This window comes from Arthrobacter sp. zg-Y769, assembly GCF_020907405.1.
Taxonomy (GTDB): Bacteria; Actinomycetota; Actinomycetes; order Actinomycetales; family Micrococcaceae; genus Arthrobacter_B.
Map to the genome: position 1 here is coordinate 1 of NZ_JAJJOE010000005.1, position 19,081 is coordinate 19,081.

The window sequence follows — 19,081 nt, forward strand, 5'->3', positions numbered from 1 at the left end:
CACCTGGACGGACACGACTTCAAACGGTCCGTCAAAGTATAAAGGGTGTTGTAGATCATGCTGCTTGCGTCCACTATGTGGTTCCCGGACAACAACACCGTTGTTGCTACCTGGAACACGAACCATGTCTCCCTTGTCCGGGGGGCGGGTTCACAACTTTTACCGCACTGCCGGCACCCGCCGTCGTTTTCGAACGGCAGGGGGTTCCGGGACGTGTTGTAACCATTGTTTTCCCCACGCACGCCTTGTTGGTTTTGGGTGTGTGGTGCGGGTGGAAGGGTTACGGCGGTCATAGCGTGGGGGAAACGCCCGGTCCCATTCCGAACCCGGAAGCTAAGACCCACAGCGCCGATGGTACTGCATCCGGGAGGATGTGGGAGAGTAGGTCACCGCCGGACAATATTTAGCAGAGAAGGTCAGGCCCCGCACCATTGGTGCGGGGCCTGACCTGTTTAAGCAGTGCCCAGGGGTGGCCTGCTGCTCCGCCGCCGAAGCCAAATCGCCGCTGCGGTCACCAGGGGCAGCTGGACGGCGCCGTACAGAACATGGAAGCCGTAATGCCACGCCGTCTGGGCGGGATCGAAGGGCAGAATCGATAGCGGAAGCACGGTAAACACCGCGGCTGTGAGATTCAGCACTCCCCAAACCAGCAGTCCCCAGACTGCCCATAGCCGCCGGGGTGTAAACCACAGGACCAGCAGCCCCAGCATCAACAGCAGCGGGAGGGACGATTCCGGACTCAGGAGCGTCTGGCCGGGGAGGTCGGCAAGATTGTGGACCAGTAATCCCAGCCAGCTCAATACACCCAGCGCCGGCACCCAGGGGAACATGCGTCGAGTATCGCACTCCGCAGCAGTAAAAGCTTTCGTCCACTAGGCTTAGACCCATGCGTATTGCTCGATTTGTACAGGACAGCGACCCCGCCTTCGGCGTGGTCGGCGGAGAAGAAGGCAGCGAAGAAATCGCCGTCATTAAGGGTGACCCGTTCTTTTCGGGCGTCCAGCTGACGGGGGAGCGGCACAAGCTGGAAGATCTACGGCTGCTGGCCCCGATCATCCCGAGAAGCAAAGTCGTCGGCATTGGCCGCAACTACGCGGACCACGCCAGCGAAATGGGCAACGACGTGCCGCCGGCACCGCTGATGTTCCTCAAGCCCAATACCTCGGTGATCGGCCCGAACGATCCGGTAGTCCTGCCCTCGTTCTCGGACGAGGTCTCCTACGAAGCCGAACTCGCCGTCGTCATCGGCCGCATCTGCAAGGATGTCCCGATCGAACGCGTGGACGAAGTCATCTTCGGCTACACCTGCGCCAACGACCTCACAGCCCGCGACGCCCAGCGCACCGACGACCAGTGGGCCCGGGCCAAGGGCTTTGACACCTCCTGCCCGCTGGGCCCGTGGATCGAAACCGAACTGGATCCCGAGAACACCGCGGTCCGCGGCTACCTCAACGGTGAACTCGTCCAGGACGGCAACACCAACTCGATGATCTGGGGAGTCAAGGAACTGGTTTCCTACGTCTCGCAGGCCTTCACGCTGCTTCCCGGCGACGTCATCCTCACCGGCACCCCTGCGGGCGTCGGCATTATCAGCGACGGGGAACGCTTCGAGGTGGACATCGAAGGCATCGGCCGGCTGGTCAACACCGTCCGCAGCTGATGCCCCGCGGAGCGGACCGGGGGGCCGGCCGGAACCGGAACGCAGCCTGGGCTGCGCTCGTCTGGTCCCTCATCCTCCTGGCTGCTCCGTTCCTCGGTTTTGCGCCCGGCGCAGCCCTGCCCTGGGGCGCCGGTGCCGCCCTGTTGATGGGTGTCTTCCCCGCACTCCTGGTTTCCTACCTGCAGCAGCGCAACGACCTTCGGCGGCTGCCGCCGTCGTCGCTTCCACCTGCACTACTTGCTGCGGCAGCGCTGGCGTTTATGTTCCAGCGGATCATCCTCTGGCTGGACGGTCCGTTACCGCTCTCGGCAGCCGTTTTCGGCCTGCTGGCTGCAGCCCTCGTGCTGCTCATCGCCAACGCCTTCACATCCTGGTCCTGGCTGGACCTCACCCTCGGTGCGGGGATAGTCATCCTCGGTTCGACGGCGGCACTGCTTTTCCCGGGGCTGCCGGGAACTGCGGCGGCGGTCCTCATCGCTGCCATCCTGGCAGGTACCCTCGCCGCCAGGATGCGGCAGGGACTCCCCGCAACACACCTTGCCGCCTCCGCGGCCGGAGCGGCAGCGGGTGGGGGAGTATTCCTCTGGCTGCTGTCCTACTCGCCTTAAGGCACCCGGCGGACGGAAGAGTCTAAACTGGGGAACATCATGACTAACGCTCCCACTCCCTTAGCCGACCTTCCCGCCGTTACCGATGACACGCCCGTACGCGTGCGCTTCTGCCCGTCTCCCACGGGTACCCCGCACGTCGGCCTCATCCGGACCGCCCTTTTCAACTGGGCCTATGCCAAGCACACCAAGGGCACCATGGTGTTCCGCATCGAAGATACCGATACCGCTCGTGACAGCGAGGAGAGCTACCTGCAGCTCCTCGACGCGCTGAAGTGGCTCGGCATCACCTGGGATGAAGGCGTGGAGGTGGGCGGACCGCACGAACCGTACCGGCAGTCCCAGCGCGGCGAGATTTACCAGGACGTCATCGCCAAGCTGCGCGCTGCGGGCTACGTTTACGAGTCCTACTCCACCCCGGAGGAAATCGAAGCACGCCACCGTGCCGCCGGCCGCGACATCAAGCTGGGCTACGACAACTATGACCGCGACCTGACCGCCGAGCAGATCGAAGCCTTCCGGGCCGAAGGCCGCTCACCGGTGCTCCGTGTCCGGATGCCGGACGAAGACATCACCTTCACCGACCTGGTCCGCGGCGAGATCACCTTCAAGGCCGGGACAGTTCCGGACTTCGTGGTGGTCCGAGCCAACGGCGCACCGCTCTACACGCTGGTCAACCCGGTGGACGACGCCCTCATGGGCATCACCCACGTCCTGCGCGGCGAGGACCTGCTGTCCTCCACCCCGCGCCAGGTTGCGCTCTACCGCGCCCTGATCGACGTCGGAGTGGCCAAGTACATGCCGCTGTTCGGGCACCTGCCGTACGTGATGGGTGCGGGGAACAAGAAGCTCTCCAAGCGCGATCCGGAGTCCAGCCTCTTCCTGCACCGGGAGCGCGGCTTCATTCCCGAAGGCCTGCTGAACTACCTGTCCCTGCTGGGCTGGTCCCTGTCCGCGGACGAGGACATCTTCACCGTCGAACAGCTGGTGGAGAACTTCGACATCCACAACGTGCTGGCCAACCCCGCCCGCTTCGACCTGAAGAAGGCCGAGGCCATCAACGGCACCCACGTACGCATGCTCGAGGCCGAAGACTTCCGCAACCGCCTGGTCCCGTACCTGCAGCACGCCGGCCTGGTGGGGGAGACCCTCACACCGCGGGAAGAGGAAATCCTGACCGAAGCCGCGCCGCTGGTACAGGAACGCATCACCCTGCTGGGCGAGGCCCCGGACATGCTCGGTTTCCTCTTCAAGGCCGACGACGCCGTCGACGTTGCCGACGATGCCCGCAAGGGCCTGCCGGCAAACCTGGGCGAGGTGCTCGACGCCGCACTGGCCGCTCTCGAATCCGTGGCCGACTGGAATGCCGAGAACATCCAGGCCGCGCTGCGTCAGGCACTGGTGGAAGACATGGGCATCAAGCCGCGCCTGGCTTTCGGTCCGGTGCGTACAGCTGTGTCGGGACGCCGGATTTCGCCGCCCCTGTTCGAGTCCATGGTTATCCTCGGCCGGGAATCCTCGCTCGCCCGGATCCGCGCGTTCCGCGCCGCCGCGTAGGGAACCATAAATAGGCAGGTCCATCGATGCGGTGCTGTTCGATATCGACGAGACCCTCGTGGACCTGCAGGCTGCCATGGGCAGCACGCTGCAGGCGGTCAGCGCCGGTGACCTGACCCATTTCACGGCGGCGGACTGGGAGTCGTATACCTCCCTGTTCGCCGCCGACCCGCAGGGGCACTACTACGCGTACCTCGCCGGACGGCTGACCTTTGCCGACCAGCGGGTACTGCGCCTGCAGCATGCCCGGGAACAGGCAGGCCTGGCACCGCTGGACAGCGATGCGGCACGGGCCTGGAACCAGGCCTACGAGGCGACCCTGCCCCGCTACTTCCGGGCGTTCGACGACGTCGTGCCCCTCCTGGACGCGCTGGAAGCCCGCGGCATTGGGTACGGTGCCGTGAGCAACAATGTCCACGACTACCAGCGGGCCAAGCTGGACGCCGCCGGGCTGCAGCGGATCAAGGTTCTGGTGGGCATTGACACCGTGGGCGCTGCCAAACCGGAACCGGCCATATTCCATGAAGGAGTCCGCCTGCTCGGCAGCTCGCCGGAACGCACTGCCTACGTCGGGGACAACCTGACCGTGGATTCAGTGGGAGCGGCCGACGCCGGCCTGCTGGGCGTCTGGCTCGACCGCACGGACAATCCTTCTCCGGTGCGCGGTGACGGAGCAGTAGCGCCTTCGGGGGTGCACACCATCGGCTCGCTCGGGGAGCTGCTGGAGCTGGTCTGACGCGGCCTTCGGGCCCGTTTTGTACTTGGTCCGGAAGCCGTGTATAGTTATATCTCGTGCTGAGGGGCTGCGGCCGGGGGTAACTCCTCGAGAAGCAGCCGGAAAAGTGCATTGGGATATGGTGTAATTGGCAACACATCGGTTTCTGGTACCGACATTCTAGGTTCGAGTCCTGGTATCCCAGCGGTAATCAATTGGTGGTTCAGCCCCGATTGGTCTCCTCTGAAAGAGTATGAAATACTCTACAGGCCGGTTCTTCGAAACCGGCAAGGAAGTGCCTGAGTTCTAAAGCTCGGAGCACTGTACACGGCCCCATCGTATAGCGGCCTAGTACGCTGCCCTCTCACGGCGGTAACGCGGGTTCGAATCCCGCTGGGGTCACAATTCACCGGCTCCGGACATTATGTCCGGGGCCGGTTTTGTTTTGCCCGGGGGATTTCCGACGCACCTCCTACGATTCCTGCCGTGCTAATTTCGATCGATAGCCGCAGAACAATAGCCAGAGGAACAGCCCGTGCCGCCAGAAGCCCTTACCGTGGACCAGCTCGATGAGAAGGGGCTCCTGGCCCGGATCTTTCCCCGGCTCGGACCCACCACGGCACTTGTGGGGCCGGGCGATGACGCGGCCGTCATCGCTGCGCCGGACGGCCGGACGGTGATCTCCATTGACACCCTCGTTCAAGATGCAGACTTCCGCCTGCTCTGGCCCTCGGGGTACCGCACCACCGGATTCGTCGTTGGCTGGAAATGCGCTGCACAGAACCTTTCGGATATCAGCGCCATGGGGGCCGTTCCCACGTCGCTGGTGGTCAGCCTCACGCTTCCGGGCAGCACGGAGGTTGCCTGGGTGGAGGGCCTGGCGACCGGACTTGCGGCAGGGGTGCAGTCACTGACGTTGAACGCCGGCCACTGCTCGGTGGTGGGCGGAGACCTGGGCCGGGGCAGTCAAATTGTCGTCACGGCCGCCGTCACCGGCGATCTCGAGGGCCGCGCTCCGGTCCTGCGCTCCGGAGCGCGCCCCGGAGACGTGCTGGCACACACCGGCGCATTGGGTGCTGCCGCAGGCGGCCTGGCCGTGCTGGAGAGCAGCCTGGACTACTCAGCTGTCCGGGAAGAGGAGAACCAGGTTCTCGCTGGGCTCGCTGCGTCACAGAACCGTCCCCATCCGCCGGTCCATCTGGGTCCGCGGGCGGCAATTGCCGGCGCCACCGCCATGCTGGATGTGTCCGACGGCCTGGTGCGCGACGCCGGCCGGATCGCGCGCGCCTCGGGCGTGGCCATTGACCTCGACGCCGGCTATCTCACCTCCCGGGCCGAGGTGCTGGCTCCGGCCGCAGCCCGGCTGGGAGCGGACCCGCTGGCCTGGGTGCTCGGCGGGGGAGAGGATCACGGACTGCTGGCAACCTTCCCGCCGGACGCGGTCCTGCCGGCAGGGTTTGTCCGCATTGGAAAGGTAACGGACGGCGGGGGAGTGACATTCGGCGGACAGGTGCCGCCGGCCACCGGCTGGGACCACTTCGCCGGCTAGCAGTAGCCGGTTGTACAGAACGGCAACCGTTCAGGAATCCGGCAGGATCCGCCGGCTGCGGATCCGTTCGGCAAGGTCCAGCAGCTGCTCGCGTGACAGGTCCGGCAGGTGCTCAAGCTCCTTGACGAAGTCATCCAGTGCATTGGTGGCCCGGGCTTTGAGGAGTTCGGTGTAGAAACCCACGATGATGCCGGTCATGAGGGCCACCACGAGGATTCCGTACAGGGTCACCACCACGGTGATGATCCGGCCGGCCGGCCCGGTGGCCACATAGTCTCCGAAGCCGACAGTGGTGAAGGAAACGAAGAGGTACCAGAGGCCGTCACCGAAATCGGTGAATTGCGGTTCGAGCCGCGGCAGCAGGAAGCCGGCGACCCCAAGGACAATCAGGAAGCCGGCGAAAATGTAGTCGGCGCCGGAGATCCGGATAACGTGCCACAGCACCCGCATCCGCTTCATGGGAACTCCCTTGGGTCTTAGATTCCCAATGGTTCAGGTTCCCAATATAGGGTTATTCGCCGCTCTTACGCAGCGCCTCGGTGAGCTGGGCTCCTGCCTTGGCCACCACCTCGGCATGGATGCGGCCCGGCTGGCGGGTGAGGCGTTCTATCGGCCCGGAAATGGAGACGGCAGCGATAACCCGGCCGGACGGTCCGCGCACGGGAGCGGAAACGGAGGCGACCCCGGGCTCGCGTTCACCCAGGCTCTGGGCCCAGCCGCGCCGCCGGACGCCGGCCAGGACGGTCGGGGTGAAGCGGGCATTGTGCAGGCCCTCAAGGAGGCGGTCATGGTCCTCCCAGGCCAGCAGGCACTGGGCCGCGGAACCGGCCTTCATGGAGAGCTGGGTGCCCACGGGAATAGTGTCCCGCAGGCCGATGGGCCGCTCGGCGGAGGCAACGCAGACCCGCCACTCACCCTGCCGCCGGAAGACCTGGGAGCTCTCGCCCGTGGCATCCCGCAGCGCCAGCAGTACCGGCCCGGCAGAGGCAATGAGGCGGTCTTCGCCTGCCGCGGAGGCAAGCTCCACCAGGCGTCCGCCCAGGACAAAGCGGCCCTGGATGTCCCGTCCCACCAGGCGGTGGTGCACCAAAGCCAGCGCCAGCCGGTGCACGGTGGGGCGCGCGAGTCCCGTGGCGGAAACCAGCTGCGCCAGCGTGGTCGGCCCGGCCTCCAGTGCGTCCAGCACCATTGCCGCTTTGTCGATGACGCCTACCCCGCTCGCTGTGTCCATAAATTGATACTGCCGTCTCACTATCTGAGATGCAAATCGAAAAGGTGGCGCTGCCGGCGCGCCGGCTGGTTCTCTTAACCCCACAGGGAAAGACAACGAGGGGTACCTGATATGGGTGAGCATGTGGCAGGCAGGACGCTTGCACAGAAAGTGTGGGACGAGCATGTGGTCCGCAAGGGCGAGGACGGTGCGCCCGATTTGCTCTACATCGATCTCCACCTTGTCCACGAGGTCACCTCACCCCAGGCCTTCGAAGGCCTGCGGCTGTCCGGACGCGGGCTGCGCCGCCCGGACCTGACCATTGCCACCGAGGATCACAACACGCCCACGCTGGCCATCGACAAGCCCATTGCCGACCCGGTGAGCCGGACCCAGATTGAAACCCTTCGGGCCAACTGTGCCGAGTTCGGAGTACGGCTGCATCCGCTCGGGGACGCCGAGCAGGGCATTGTCCACGTGGTGGGTCCGCAGCTGGGCCTGACCCAGCCCGGACTCACGGTGGTCTGCGGCGATTCCCACACCTCCACGCACGGGGCGTTCGGGGCACTGGCAATGGGTATCGGCACGTCCGAGGTTGAACACGTGATGGCCACCCAGACCCTGTCCCTGAAGCCGTTTCGGACCATGGCGATCAATGTCGAGGGCACGCTCCGTCCAGGCGTTACGTCCAAGGACATCATCCTGGCGGTGATTGCCCGGATCGGTACGGGCGGCGGACAGGGTTACGTGCTGGAATACCGCGGCTCGGCTATCCGTGCGCTGTCGATGGAAGCGCGGATGACCATCTGCAACATGTCCATCGAGGCAGGTGCACGGGCCGGAATGGTGGCCCCGGACGAAACCACTTTCGCCTACCTTCGGCACCGGCCGCACGCCCCGCAGGGCCGGGACTGGGACGCCGCCGTCGAACACTGGAAATCCCTTGCCACGGACGACGACGCCGAGTTCGACGCCGAGGTCTTCCTGGACGCCGACACCCTGGAGCCGTTCGTCACCTGGGGAACCAATCCCGGGCAGGGAGTCCCGCTCTCGGAAGCCGTTCCCGCGCCGGAGGACTTCAGCAACGAAAACGCACGCGCCGCCGCCGAACGGGCGCTGGCCTACATGGACCTGGCTGCCGGAACGCCGATGAAGGACATCCGGGTGGACACCGTCTTCCTGGGCTCCTGCACCAACAGCCGCATCGAGGACCTGCGGATAGCCGCAGACATTATCCGCGGACGGCAGAAGGACCCCCGGGTCCGGATGATGGTGGTGCCCGGATCCGCACGCGTGCGCCTGGAGGCGGAGGCGGAAGGGCTGGACCGGGTCTTCAAGGACTTCGGCGCGGAGTGGCGTTTTGCCGGCTGCTCCATGTGCCTGGGGATGAACCCGGACCAGCTGGAACCGGGGGAGCGCTGCGCCTCCACGTCCAACCGCAACTTCGAGGGCCGGCAGGGCAAGGGCGGGCGGACGCACCTGGTCTCGCCGGTGGTGGCAGCCGCCACCGCCGTCCGGGGAACCCTCAGCTCACCCTCGGACCTTGACCCGCTGCCGGGCGCCGTCGTCGGCACAGCAGCCTAGGAGAACCGCCATGGAAAAGATCACCACCCACACCGGAATCGGTGTCCCGCTGCGGCAAAGCGACGTCGACACCGACCAGATCATTCCGGCCGTCTACCTCAAGCGCATTACGCGTACGGGGTTCGAGGACGCGCTCTTCGCCGGCTGGCGGAAAAACGAGGACTTCATCCTGAACCGGGAACCGTATCACCAGGGATCCGTCCTGGTGGCCGGACCGGACTTCGGCACCGGATCCTCGCGTGAGCATGCTGTCTGGGCCCTGAAGGACTACGGCTTCCGTGCCGTGCTCTCCTCCCGCTTTGCCGACATTTTCCGCGGCAACGCCGGTAAGCAGGGCCTCGTCGCCGCCCAGGTGGCGCAGGACGATATCGAGCTCATCTGGAAGGTCCTGGAAAACTCCCCGGGGACAACCGTCACTGTTGACCTGCAGGCCCGAACCGCCGTCTGCGGCAGCGTCTCGGCGGCATTCGAAATTGACGACTACACCCGCTGGCGCCTGCTGGAAGGGCTGGACGACATTGCCCTGACCCTGCGCCATGAGTCCGAGATCACAACCTTCGAAGCGGAACGCCCCTCCTACAAGCCCGCAACCCTCCCGGCCCTGCACTAGGGCGGTCCCGGCAGGGGCAGGCCGGCCCCGGAATGATCAGCAGGCTGCCGGTTTGCACTCCGGGAGGTTTTCTGCCCCCGGAACGGCCCCGATATTATGGATAGGCCCCGCTTCGGCGGGGCCTATCCGCGTTCCGCTGCGGGGCATGACCGGAATCACACCGGTGCTGCCCTCCTAAGGGCCGGAGTTATTTCAGTAAGCAGACGCTTGCTCATATGCTTGAGTGCAGTCTCTTATTGCTTCCGGGGCCAAACTATATTAAGAAATCAGGTGTTCATGGGTAGCGTCCTCACCATCCGAGGCGGTGTTCCTCTCTCAGGGAAGGTACCGGTCCGCGGGGCGAAAAATCTGGTCCCCAAAGCGATGGTTGCGGCCCTGCTTGGCAACGGCCCGTCCACACTGCGCAACGTTCCGGAAATCAAGGACGTCGAGGTAGTTACGTCCCTGCTTCAGCTGCACGGCGTCGAGGTCACCAAGGACCCCGTCACCGGCGACCTCACCATGGATCCCAAGAACGCAAAGACGGCGGCGTCCAAGGACATTGACGCCCACGCCGGCGATTCGCGCATCCCGATCCTGCTCTGCGGGCCGCTGATGCACAGCCTCGGTGAAGCCTTCATTCCGGATCTCGGCGGCTGCAAAATCGGCGACCGGCCCATCGACTTCCACCTGCAGATGCTGCGCAACTTCGGTGCCGTCGTGGAAAAGCGCCCCGGCGGCATTTCGATTTCCGCACCCAAGGGCCTCAGCGGCGCCAAGCTTGAACTGCCCTACCCGAGCGTCGGAGCCACCGAACAGGTGCTCCTGACCGCCGTGAAGGCCGTGGGCATCACTGAGCTGCGCGGTGCAGCCGTTGAACCCGAGATCATGGACCTGATCGCCATCCTGCAGAAGATGGGCGCCATCATCTCCGTGCAGACGGACCGTGTAATCCGGATCGAAGGCGTTTCCGAACTGACCGGCTACAACCACCGGGCGCTTCCGGACCGCAACGAGGCCGCTTCCTGGGCTTCAGCGGCCCTCGTCACCAAGGGCGACATCTATGTAGAGGGCGCGGACCAGAAGGACCTCACTGCGTTCCTGAACACGTACCGCAAGATCGGCGGAGCGTTCGACATCGACGACGGCGGCATCCGGTTCTACCACCCGGGCGGCCCGCTGAACCCGCTGGTACTGGAAACCGATGTCCACCCCGGCTTTATGACTGACTGGCAGCAGCCGCTGGTGGTCGCCCTAACCCAGGCCGAGGGTGTGTCCATCGTGCACGAAACCGTGTACGAGAACCGCTTCGGCTTCACGGATGCGCTTATCCGGATGGGCGCCAACATCCAGGTCCACCGTGAGTGCCTGGGCAGCGTCCCGTGCCGTTTCGGCCAGCGCAACTTCCTTCACTCGGCTGTCATCGCCGGATCAGTGCAGCTGCGCGGCGCCGAAATCGACATCCCGGACCTGCGCGGCGGCTTCAGCCACCTCATCGCGGCGCTGGCTGCCGAGGGTACCTCGCGGGTTACCGGCATTGAGCTGATCAACCGTGGATACGAGCACTTCCAGGGCAAGCTTGAGGGCCTCGGGGCGGACTTTGACGTCACATCCGGCGTATCCGCCGGACTCCGGTAGCCTGACGGCATGACGGAATCGACTAAGTCACGGGTTGCCTTTGCCTTACTCGCCGGAAGCCTCCGGCCGGTATTCAATATCTTCCTGAAAAAGCAGTGGCAGGGGGCGGAAAACCTGCCCTCGGATCCGGGATTCATTGTCTGCCCCAACCATGTGACTGAAATCGATCCGGTGGTGGTGGGCCACTTCCTGTACAACCAGGGCCGCCCGCCCCACTTCCTGGCCAAGGCATCACTCTTCAAGGTGCCGGTGTTGGGAGCGGCGCTGTCCGCCACGAACCAGGTCCCGGTGGAACGAATCACCACCGGGGCCGCCGGTTCCCTGGAATCGGCACGCGCCGCCCTGGAAGCCGGGCACACCCTGGTGATCTACCCCGAAGGCACCCTTACCCGGGATCCCGATCTCTGGCCGATGAAGGGCCGGACCGGCGCGGCGCGGCTGGCGCTGCAGACCGGGGTTCCGGTAGTCCCGGTCGCCCACTGGGGAGCGCAGGACGCTTTTCCGCGCTATGCGAAGTTCCCCAAGCTGTTTCCGCGCAAGCGGGTGCGGCTGGTGGTCGGCAAACCTGTTGACCTGTCCGATTTCGCCGGCCTGCCGATAAGCAAAGCAGTGCTGGACGCCGCCACGGAGCGGATCATGTCCGACGTTACGGACATGGTTTCCAAGCTCCGAGGCGCCCAGCCGCCCACCGAGCGGTGGAATCCCGTGGCCAAGGGCCAACGGCAGGTGGGCCGTTCCTTCGAAACCGGAACCGCAACCGGCACAGCAACCAAACCAAACCAAACGAACCGGAGGCCGGACAGTGACCGCCCGCAGTGAATACCCCGCCGTCGTCGCCGTCCTGGGTGCCGGAAGCTGGGGCACCGCCTTCGCCAAGATTGCTGCCGACTCCGGCGCCGAGCGCGGCACGGATGTCCGTCTCTGGGCCCGCCGCGCCGAGGTAGCCTCGGACATCAACGACAGGCACCGCAACACCCAGTACCTCAAGGACACCGTCCTGCCCGCCAATCTGCGCGCCTCCACGGACCTCGCCGAGGTGCTGGCCGGTGCCGAGCTGGTGGTCCTCGCCGTCCCGGCACAGTCCCTGCGCGTGCAGCTCAAGGAGGTTGCGGGCCTCATTCCGGCGGACGCTGTCGTGGTATCGCTAATGAAGGGCCTGGAACGGGGCTCCGATGCCCGGATGAGCCAGGTGATTGCCGAGGAGCTGGGGCTGCCCGCCGAACGCATCGCAGTGGTCTCGGGCCCGAACCTGGCCATGGAGATTGCCCGCCAGGAACCCACCGCTTCCGTGGTGGCCTGCACCGACCTGGACACGGCTGCCTGGATCGCCGGAGCCTGCACCGCGCCGTATTTCCGTCCCTACACCAACGAGGATGTGGTGGGCACCGAGATCGGCGGCATCGTCAAGAACGTCATTGCCCTCGCGGTGGGGATCTGCGACGGCAAGAACATGGGGGACAACACCAGGGCCTCCGTGATGACCCGCGGACTGGCCGAAACCACCCGCCTGGCCCTGGCACTGGGCGGCAACGCCGAAACCATGGCCGGCCTGGCCGGGATGGGTGACCTGATTGCCACCTGCTCCTCGCCCCTGTCACGCAACCACACCGCCGGTACGCTGCTGGCCCAGGGCCTGAGCCTGGCCGAGGTCAACGCGTCCATGACGCAGACTGCCGAGGGCATCAAGTCCGCGCAGGCCGTGCTGGACCGTGCCACCCAGCTGGGGGTGTACATGCCGATTACCGAAAACGTCGTCGCCGTACTGCAGGGCGTAATCACTGTTGATGAACTGGGCCCGCGGTTGCTGGCCCGCGAACTGAAATCCGAAGGTGTGTCCGCCCCGTGACTGTTGAACCCCTGCCCGCCGGTACCGTAGAGGACCATTCCGGAAACGTCCGCCCGCGGGTGGCCGTCCTGTTCGGCGGGCGCTCCAGCGAGCACGCCGTCAGCTGTGTGACCGCCGCCGGTGTCCTGCAGGCCATCGACACGGCAAAGTACGACGTCGTTCCCATCGGCATCGCGAAAAACGGCCAGTGGAGCCTGGTCTCGGCTGATCCGGCCGAGTGGTCCCTGCGCGCCGCGACCCTGCCCGAAGTTCCGGTGTCGGAGGAATCCGTGGTGCTCTCCTCACAGGACGGCAGCCGGGAGCTCGTGGCCCACGCTGCCGGCAGCCTGCCGCGCAGCCTCGGTTCCATCGACGTTGTGCTGCCGCTGCTGCACGGCCCCTTCGGTGAAGACGGGACCCTGCAGGGGCTCCTGGAAATGGCTGACGTGCGGTACGTGGGAGCCGGAGTCCTGGCGTCCGCCGTCGGCATGGACAAGCACTACATGAAGGTGGTCTTCGAAGCCGCAGGCCTGCTGGTTGGCCCCTACGAGGTCATCACCGACCGGCAGTGGCTGCGGGACCCGCAGGACTGCCTGGACCGTGCCGGCGCACTGGAGTTCCCGTTGTTCGTCAAGCCGGCGCGCGCCGGCTCCTCCATGGGCATCACCCGGGTCACTGAGGCCGCGGAACTGCCGGCCGCCATTGAGGCGGCACGCCTTCATGATCCAAAGGTCGTGGTGGAAGCCGGGATTACCGGCCGGGAGATCGAAGTGGCCGTCCTGCAGGGGCGCGGCACCGAGGATCCGCGCACCAGCCAGCCCGGCGAGGTTGCCGTGCGCGACGGCGGCCACGACTGGTACGACTTTGAAGCCAAGTATGTGGACGGTGCAGCCGCGGAACTGAGCTGCCCGGCCGACCTGCCTGCGGATATTACCGCGCAGGTCCGCCGGCTCGCCGCCGAAGCGTTCGATGCAGTTGGCGGGGAGGGCCTGTCCCGGGTGGACTTCTTCTACACCCCGGAGGGGAAGCTGATCATCAACGAGATCAACACCATGCCCGGGTTCACCCCGATCAGCATGTATCCGCAGATGTGGGCCAAGTCCGGGCTGCCGTACACCGAACTGATCGATGAACTGATTTCCCTGGCCCTGGGCCGGAAGACGGGCCTGCGCTAGCCCTGCCCGGCTTCCAGGTCCAGGGTGTCCTCGGGGCTGAGGCACTCGCGGGTGGGTTCGATCTTGGCTACCGCGTTCTGCAGCTGGACCAGGATCGTGGACGAGGCCACCTCGTTCGGATCGAACATCACCTCCACGGCCGGCTCCCGGCCGAAGGTGGTTGCGGTCCAGGTGTCCTCCCCTTCCCGCAGGATCCAGTCGACGCCGTTCACTGAGGCGCACGGATCGGTGGTCGGGCCGGGCACCGGGACCCCGCACTTGAGGATCGCCCGGGACGGGTTGCCCCAGGCCGCCGTCGACTGGCTGTCCGTATCCCGCAGCGCATAGCCGGCCATCTCGTCCGGCAGCGCCACCATCACGGCGGCGCAGTCGGAGTTGGCTGCGTCCGGGGCCGAATCCACATTGGCGACCGGAGTGCAGCCGGTGGCGGCAACGAGTGCGAGCAGTACGGGTAACGCGTAGAACTTCATGATTCAAGCCTATCCGCCGCGCTGCCCTGTCCTGAATCGGTCATTCGGGCCAAATGCATAAACTCATACCGTCCCCGACCTGAGGAAACACACTTGAGCGAGTACACGACGTCCCCGGAGCCCCGGCGGGGAAAGCGGCATCCTGTCCGCAACACCATGCTGGTGCTGCTGACCCTCGTGCTGGTGGCCGCAGTAGCTGCCGGGGGCTACCTGTGGCATCTGGCTCGAACCTTTGACAACGGCACCAACACCATTGCAGATGCCCTGCCAGAGAACAGGCCGGAGAAGGCGGCGGCCGCGGAGGGATCACAGAACATCCTCCTGATGGGCAGCGATACCCGCGATCCCGCTTCCGGTGATGCACGCTCCGACGCAATGATGCTCGTCCATGTCCCGGGGGATCGAAGCGGTGTCTACGTTATGTCGATCATGCGTGACACCTGGGTGGAAATGCCCGGGCACGGCGAACAGAAAATCAACGCAGCCATGGCCATCGGCGGTGTGTCCCTGACGGTGGACACCGTGCAGACGCTGTTCGACATCCCGATTGACCACGTGGCAATCATCGACTTCGAAGGTTTCCAGGGCCTGACGGATGCACTGGACGGAGTTACCCTCAACAACGAAGTTGCCTTCCAGTCCGAGGGAGCCCAGGGCGAATACTTTGCGGCCGGGCCCATCACGGTGGAGGGCGAGTCCGCGCTCAAATATGTCCGGGAGCGGTACGCCTTCACGGACGGGGACTACCAGCGTGTCAAGAACCAGCAGGCTTTCCTGAGCGGGGTCATCTCCGGTGTCCTCAACAAGGCGACCCTCACCAATCCCGTGAAGGTCAGCAACGTGGTGGGCGCAATATCGCCGTACCTGAGCGTGGATGAAGAGCTTGACGCATCAGCGGCCGGGGCATTGGCACTCGGGCTCCGCAACGTCCGTGCCGGGGATGTGCACATGTTTACCCTGCCGAATGCAGGAGTGGGTACGTCCTCCGACGGCCAGTCGATTGTAGTGCCGGACTACGCTGCCATTGCTGAAATCGCCGCGGCACTGGACGCCGACGACGTCGCCGGATACGTCCGCTCGACCCTTCCGGAGGGCTGACGGCCCAACCGGCGGTAAATCGTTATCGGCCGCTGTCAGTGCCCTGCGGTAGGCTTCCTAATGACATAGACGGTTAGCGGCAATGACGGCGAAGACCGGATGGGACGGCCTCAATGAGCGGCACCAGCAGGACCAAAGACAGTGCTACAGGCAGGAAACGGGATTACTTTGCAGACTAAAATCACCGCCAACGCGCAAGCGCTGAAGCGATGGTTGAGCAACGCAGAGGTCTCCCTGGGTAACCACAGCGACCGCCTCAATGCCATCAATATCTTTCCCGTGGCCGACGGCGACACCGGCACCAACCTCTACCTGACGCTTTGCGCCGCCTCACGGGCTGCCGCAGATATGGACACCGCAGACATCGGCGAGCTGCTGGGAACGGCCGGACGGGCCGCGATGGAAGAAGCCCGCGGCAACTCCGGAACCCTGTTTTCCGTCTTCCTCTCGTCCATGGCCGAACCCCTGGCCGGCGCCGCCCGCCTCTCCGCCCCCCTGCTCGCAGCCGCCCTGCAGCGTGCGCAGCTGCGCTCCTGGTCCGTACTCAGCGATCCGGTGCCCGGCACCATGCTCTCCGTCCTGGAGGCAGCAGCCCACGCAGCGTCCGACAGCGAAGCAGCGGTTACCGGAGATGACAGCAACGCGGGGCTGGCAGTCACGCTGCGGGCCATGATGGAGGCCGCGCTGACGGCAGTCATCAATACCGAGAGCCAGTTGGACGCGCTCACCCGCGCGCGGGTGGTGGACGCAGGCGGCGTCGGCTTCCTGCTGGTGCTGGACGCGCTGCGTGCCGCCGCCCTGGGGGAGGAACTCCAGGAGGAACTCCTGGACGGACTGCACGGCTACGACGTGCAGGACCCGCACATCCACGCACACATGCCCCGCATGGAAGGCGTGGAGGTCATGTGCACCATCACCCTGAGTCCGCTGGATGCCGCCACGCTGCGGCTGCAGCTGGACGAACTGGGCGACTCAGTCATCATGAGCGCTGTCAGTCCGGTGGGGGAGGGCTACCGCTGGCGCGTCCACGTCCACACCCCCGACGCCGGCACCGCCATCGATCTGCTGCGCACCCTGGGTGATCCCGAGAACCTGACCATCACCGAGTTGTCCGCGGACGGACACGAAACCAAAGAAGTCCCCGAGGCACATGGACTCTAGGCTCCCCGGCGAACTCGACTTTCCGCTGGACCGCCGGATCGGCAAGGTTACGGCCAATGCCATGGAGAAGCAGCTTGGCCTGAAGACCGTTGGCGATCTGCTTCACCATTTTCCGCGCCGGTACCTGGAGCGGGGCGAGCTCACACCCATCGCCGAAATACCGTTCGACGAAGACGTCACCCTGATAGCCCGGGTACAGAGCAACAACCGCCGGCAGATGCGGGCCCGCAAGGGGACGATCGTCGAGGTGGTCGTCACCGACGACACCGACGGCAGCCTCGGGCAGCTGCACCTGACGTTCTTCAACGGATTCAATGCTGCCAAGGAACTCATCGTCGGTACCCGTGCCATGTTTTCCGGCAAGGTGGGGGCCTACCGGGGCCAGCTGCAGCTGACCAATCCCAGTTATGTGCTCCTGGACGAAGACTCGGTGGACGAGGAGGAGGCCAAGCGGCCCATCCCCGTTTACCGGGCCTCGGCCCGGGTGGCCAGCCCGACCATCGCGAAGTCCGTGTCGATGCTGCTGGACAATATGGAAGCCGCCCGGCTGCGCGATCCGATCCCGGCAGCAATCCGCCAGCGCGACCGTCTTCCCGACATCACGGATGCCTATAACAGGATCCACCGGCCGGCCACCATGGAGGAGGCCTACGCCGCCCGGCACCGGTTCCGGTACCAGGAGGCCCTGGTCCTGCAGACCGCACTGGCCCGGCGTCGTGCCCTGACCGCCGAAGAGGAAGCCACCGCGCGTCCGGCAGTGCCCGGCGGTCTCCTGGACCGCTTTGACGCATCCCTTCCCTTCACCCTGACGAACGGGCAGGCCGAAATCGGGCGGGACCTCTCCGCCGAACTGGCCGGCGACCATCCCATGAACCGCCTGCTGCAGGGCGAGGTGGGCTCGGGCAAGACCCTGGTGGCGCTGCGCGCCATGCTGCAGGTCATCGACGCCGGGGGACAGGCGGCGCTGCTGGCACCCACCGAGGTCCTGGCGTCCCAGCACTACGAGTCCATCAGTGCGATGCTCGGCCCGCTGGGCCGCGGCGGGCAGCTGGACGGGGACCCGGACGGCACCAAGGTGGTGTTGCTGACCGGTTCGATGAACACCGCCGGGCGCCGCACCGCGATGCTGGACGCCGCCAGCGGTGCGGCCGGCATCATTATCGGCACCCACGCCCTGCTGTCGGAGCACGTCTCCTTTGCCGACCTCGGCCTGGTGGTGGTGGACGAACAGCACCGGTTCGGCGTCGAGCAGCGCGACGTGCTGCGTACCAAGGGGCACAGCACCCCGCACCTTTTGGTGATGACGGCCACCCCCATTCCCCGTACCGTCGCGATGACCGTCTTCGGGGACCTGGAGGTCTCCACCCTGACCGAGCTGCCGGCCGGACGCGCACCCATCTCCACCTACGTCTCGCCGCTGGCTGAGAAGCCGCAGTGGGAGCAGCGGATCTGGGCCCGCGCCCGGGAAGAGATCGACGCCGGCCGTCAGGTGTATGTGGTCTGCCCCAAGATCGGCGCCAAGGAAGAGGAACCCGGTTCGGACCTGGCACTGTTCGACTCGAAGGAAGCAGCTGAGGGACGGGCGCGTGCCGAGCGGCAGGAGCTGACCTCCGTTGCCGAGCTGTCCGAATACCTCACCACCGTGCCGGCGCTCGCCGGCAAAACCATTGCACCCCTGCACGGACGGCTGGACCCGAACGACAAGCACGAGACCATGGCCGCCTTCAACCGCGGCGACATCGACGTGCTGGTGTCCACCACCGTCATCGAGGTGGGAGTGGACGTGCCCAATGCCTCGCTCATGGTGATCATGGATGCGGACCGGTTCGGCATCTCCCAGCTGCACCAGCTGCGCGGCCGGGTGGGCCGCGGCGGGCTGCCCGGTACCTGCCTGCTTGTCACCCAGCTGGAACCGGGACATCCGAGCCGGGAGCGGCTGGAGGCCGTGGCCGCCACCACCGACGGTTTTGAACTCTCCCGCAAGGACCTCGAACTGCGCCGCGAAGGCGACATCCTCGGTGCCAGCCAGTCCGGCGGACGGTCCACCCTCAAGCTGCTGCGCGCGGTCCAGGACGAAAAGCTCATCGAGAAGGCCCGCGCCGACGCCGTGGCCCTCGTGGCCGAGGATCCGGACCTGCGGGACTACCCGGCCCTGGACGAAGCCATCGAGGCGTCCCTGAACCCCGAGGCCGAAGCGTTCCTGGAACGGGGCTAGCCCCTGCCGCCGGGCCTGTCCGGCCGC

The 19,081-nt window shown here is 65.8% G+C and carries 18 protein-coding genes, 2 tRNA genes and 1 rRNA gene; 17 read left to right on the forward strand and 4 right to left on the reverse strand.

What is annotated here, in order from left to right; all coding sequences use genetic code 11:
* The first annotated feature begins 281 nt into the window (after positions 1 to 281).
* A 5S ribosomal RNA gene (rrf, locus tag LOC60_RS04845) occupies positions 282 to 398 on the forward strand.
* Positions 399 to 452: 54 nt separating this feature from the next.
* Here rrf and LOC60_RS04850 read toward each other — a convergent pair.
* A complete protein-coding gene (locus LOC60_RS04850; RefSeq protein WP_230022908.1) occupies positions 453 to 830 on the reverse strand; it encodes a hypothetical protein in 378 nt (125 codons plus the stop codon).
* A 56-nt stretch (positions 831 to 886) separates the two neighbouring features.
* Here LOC60_RS04850 and LOC60_RS04855 point away from each other — a divergent pair, with 56 nt between their 5' ends.
* The 7 genes from LOC60_RS04855 to thiL all read left to right on the forward strand — a co-directional run bounded on the left by LOC60_RS04855 (position 887) and on the right by thiL (position 6,089).
* Entirely contained in the window at positions 887 to 1,660 is a 774-nt protein-coding gene (locus tag LOC60_RS04855) for a fumarylacetoacetate hydrolase family protein (RefSeq protein WP_230022910.1), read from the forward strand.
* A complete protein-coding gene (locus tag LOC60_RS04860; protein ID WP_230022913.1) occupies positions 1,660 to 2,268 on the forward strand; it encodes a hypothetical protein in 609 nt (202 codons plus the stop codon). The genes LOC60_RS04855 and LOC60_RS04860 overlap by 1 nt, the downstream gene beginning before the upstream one ends.
* Before the next feature lie 39 nt (positions 2,269 to 2,307).
* A complete protein-coding gene (gltX, locus tag LOC60_RS04865; protein ID WP_230022916.1) occupies positions 2,308 to 3,825 on the forward strand; it encodes a glutamate--tRNA ligase in 1,518 nt (505 codons plus the stop codon).
* 31 nt (positions 3,826 to 3,856) lie between these two features.
* On the forward strand, positions 3,857 to 4,561 hold the full coding sequence (locus LOC60_RS04870; RefSeq protein ID WP_230022919.1) for an HAD family hydrolase: 705 nt from the start codon (positions 3,857 to 3,859) through the stop codon (positions 4,559 to 4,561).
* Positions 4,562 to 4,673: 112 nt separating this feature from the next.
* Positions 4,674 to 4,745: transfer RNA gene (locus tag LOC60_RS04875), tRNA-Gln, on the forward strand.
* A gap of 124 nt (positions 4,746 to 4,869) precedes the next feature.
* Positions 4,870 to 4,942 (forward strand) — tRNA-Glu (locus LOC60_RS04880).
* Positions 4,943 to 5,075: 133 nt separating this feature from the next.
* Entirely contained in the window at positions 5,076 to 6,089 is a 1,014-nt protein-coding gene (gene thiL / locus LOC60_RS04885; protein ID WP_230022922.1) for a thiamine-phosphate kinase, read from the forward strand.
* Between the two features lie 30 nt (positions 6,090 to 6,119).
* On the opposite strand, the gene LOC60_RS04890 is transcribed toward thiL, so the two are convergent.
* On the reverse strand, positions 6,120 to 6,548 hold the full coding sequence (locus tag LOC60_RS04890) for a potassium channel family protein (RefSeq protein ID WP_230022925.1): 429 nt from the start codon (positions 6,546 to 6,548) through the stop codon (positions 6,120 to 6,122).
* Positions 6,549 to 6,600: 52 nt separating this feature from the next.
* Positions 6,601 to 7,320 carry an IclR family transcriptional regulator gene (locus LOC60_RS04895; RefSeq protein WP_230022928.1) on the reverse strand — a complete coding sequence of 240 codons (720 nt, stop codon included), beginning with the start codon at positions 7,318 to 7,320 and terminating at the stop codon, positions 6,601 to 6,603.
* A gap of 111 nt (positions 7,321 to 7,431) precedes the next feature.
* On the opposite strand from LOC60_RS04895, the gene leuC reads away from it, so the two are divergent.
* From leuC to LOC60_RS04925, 6 genes are all read left to right on the forward strand, one after another.
* On the forward strand, positions 7,432 to 8,883 hold the full coding sequence (gene leuC, locus LOC60_RS04900) for a 3-isopropylmalate dehydratase large subunit (RefSeq protein WP_230022931.1): 1,452 nt from the start codon (positions 7,432 to 7,434) through the stop codon (positions 8,881 to 8,883).
* A gap of 10 nt (positions 8,884 to 8,893) precedes the next feature.
* Positions 8,894 to 9,493 carry a 3-isopropylmalate dehydratase small subunit gene (gene leuD / locus LOC60_RS04905; RefSeq protein WP_230022934.1) on the forward strand — a complete coding sequence of 200 codons (600 nt, stop codon included), beginning with the start codon at positions 8,894 to 8,896 and terminating at the stop codon, positions 9,491 to 9,493.
* 276 nt (positions 9,494 to 9,769) lie between these two features.
* Complete coding sequence (gene murA, locus LOC60_RS04910) at positions 9,770 to 11,110, forward strand: UDP-N-acetylglucosamine 1-carboxyvinyltransferase (protein WP_230022944.1); 1,341 nt, start codon at positions 9,770 to 9,772, stop codon at positions 11,108 to 11,110.
* A 9-nt stretch (positions 11,111 to 11,119) separates the two neighbouring features.
* Entirely contained in the window at positions 11,120 to 11,929 is an 810-nt protein-coding gene (locus tag LOC60_RS04915) for a lysophospholipid acyltransferase family protein (protein WP_230022946.1), read from the forward strand.
* Complete coding sequence (locus tag LOC60_RS04920) at positions 11,913 to 12,956, forward strand: NAD(P)H-dependent glycerol-3-phosphate dehydrogenase (protein WP_230022948.1); 1,044 nt, start codon at positions 11,913 to 11,915, stop codon at positions 12,954 to 12,956. Before LOC60_RS04915 ends, LOC60_RS04920 begins: the two co-directional genes overlap by 17 nt.
* A gap of 11 nt (positions 12,957 to 12,967) precedes the next feature.
* Positions 12,968 to 14,110: a D-alanine--D-alanine ligase family protein gene (locus LOC60_RS04925; RefSeq protein ID WP_231713187.1), complete on the forward strand. Its 1,143-nt coding sequence runs from the start codon at positions 12,968 to 12,970 to the stop codon at positions 14,108 to 14,110.
* Here LOC60_RS04925 and LOC60_RS04930 read toward each other — a convergent pair.
* Positions 14,107 to 14,580 (reverse strand): DUF3515 domain-containing protein, encoded by a 474-nt coding sequence (locus LOC60_RS04930; protein ID WP_230022954.1) that lies wholly within the window; start codon positions 14,578 to 14,580, stop codon positions 14,107 to 14,109. The genes LOC60_RS04925 and LOC60_RS04930 overlap by 4 nt on opposite strands.
* 93 nt (positions 14,581 to 14,673) lie before the next feature.
* Between LOC60_RS04930 and LOC60_RS04935 the strand changes: the two genes are divergently transcribed.
* The 3 genes from LOC60_RS04935 to LOC60_RS04945 all read left to right on the forward strand — a co-directional run bounded on the left by LOC60_RS04935 (position 14,674) and on the right by LOC60_RS04945 (position 19,054).
* Entirely contained in the window at positions 14,674 to 15,678 is a 1,005-nt protein-coding gene (locus tag LOC60_RS04935; protein WP_230022957.1) for an LCP family protein, read from the forward strand.
* 201 nt (positions 15,679 to 15,879) lie between these two features.
* Positions 15,880 to 16,839, forward strand: coding sequence for a DAK2 domain-containing protein (locus LOC60_RS04940; protein ID WP_230023055.1), 960 nt, complete (start codon positions 15,880 to 15,882; stop codon positions 16,837 to 16,839).
* Positions 16,829 to 19,054 (forward strand): ATP-dependent DNA helicase RecG, encoded by a 2,226-nt coding sequence (locus LOC60_RS04945; RefSeq protein WP_230022960.1) that lies wholly within the window; start codon positions 16,829 to 16,831, stop codon positions 19,052 to 19,054. The genes LOC60_RS04940 and LOC60_RS04945 overlap by 11 nt, the downstream gene beginning before the upstream one ends.
* Positions 19,055 to 19,081: the final 27 nt, after the last annotated feature.

Coding starts and splice junctions, on each gene's coding strand:
- LOC60_RS04850 (WP_230022908.1), bottom strand. CDS start 830: ATGTTCCCCTGGGTGCCGGCGCTGGGTGTATTGAGCTGGCTGGGATTA.
- leuD (WP_230022934.1), top strand. CDS start 8,894: ATGGAAAAGATCACCACCCACACCGGAATCGGTGTCCCGCTGCGGCAA.
- LOC60_RS04895 (WP_230022928.1), bottom strand. CDS start 7,320: ATGGACACAGCGAGCGGGGTAGGCGTCATCGACAAAGCGGCAATGGTG.
- murA (WP_230022944.1), top strand. CDS start 9,770: ATGGGTAGCGTCCTCACCATCCGAGGCGGTGTTCCTCTCTCAGGGAAG.
- LOC60_RS04915 (WP_230022946.1), top strand. CDS start 11,120: ATGACGGAATCGACTAAGTCACGGGTTGCCTTTGCCTTACTCGCCGGA.
- leuC (WP_230022931.1), top strand. CDS start 7,432: ATGGGTGAGCATGTGGCAGGCAGGACGCTTGCACAGAAAGTGTGGGAC.
- LOC60_RS04860 (WP_230022913.1), top strand. CDS start 1,660: ATGCCCCGCGGAGCGGACCGGGGGGCCGGCCGGAACCGGAACGCAGCC.
- LOC60_RS04945 (WP_230022960.1), top strand. CDS start 16,829: ATGGACTCTAGGCTCCCCGGCGAACTCGACTTTCCGCTGGACCGCCGG.
- gltX (WP_230022916.1), top strand. CDS start 2,308: ATGACTAACGCTCCCACTCCCTTAGCCGACCTTCCCGCCGTTACCGAT.
- LOC60_RS04855 (WP_230022910.1), top strand. CDS start 887: ATGCGTATTGCTCGATTTGTACAGGACAGCGACCCCGCCTTCGGCGTG.
- LOC60_RS04890 (WP_230022925.1), bottom strand. CDS start 6,548: ATGAAGCGGATGCGGGTGCTGTGGCACGTTATCCGGATCTCCGGCGCC.
- LOC60_RS04930 (WP_230022954.1), bottom strand. CDS start 14,580: ATGAAGTTCTACGCGTTACCCGTACTGCTCGCACTCGTTGCCGCCACC.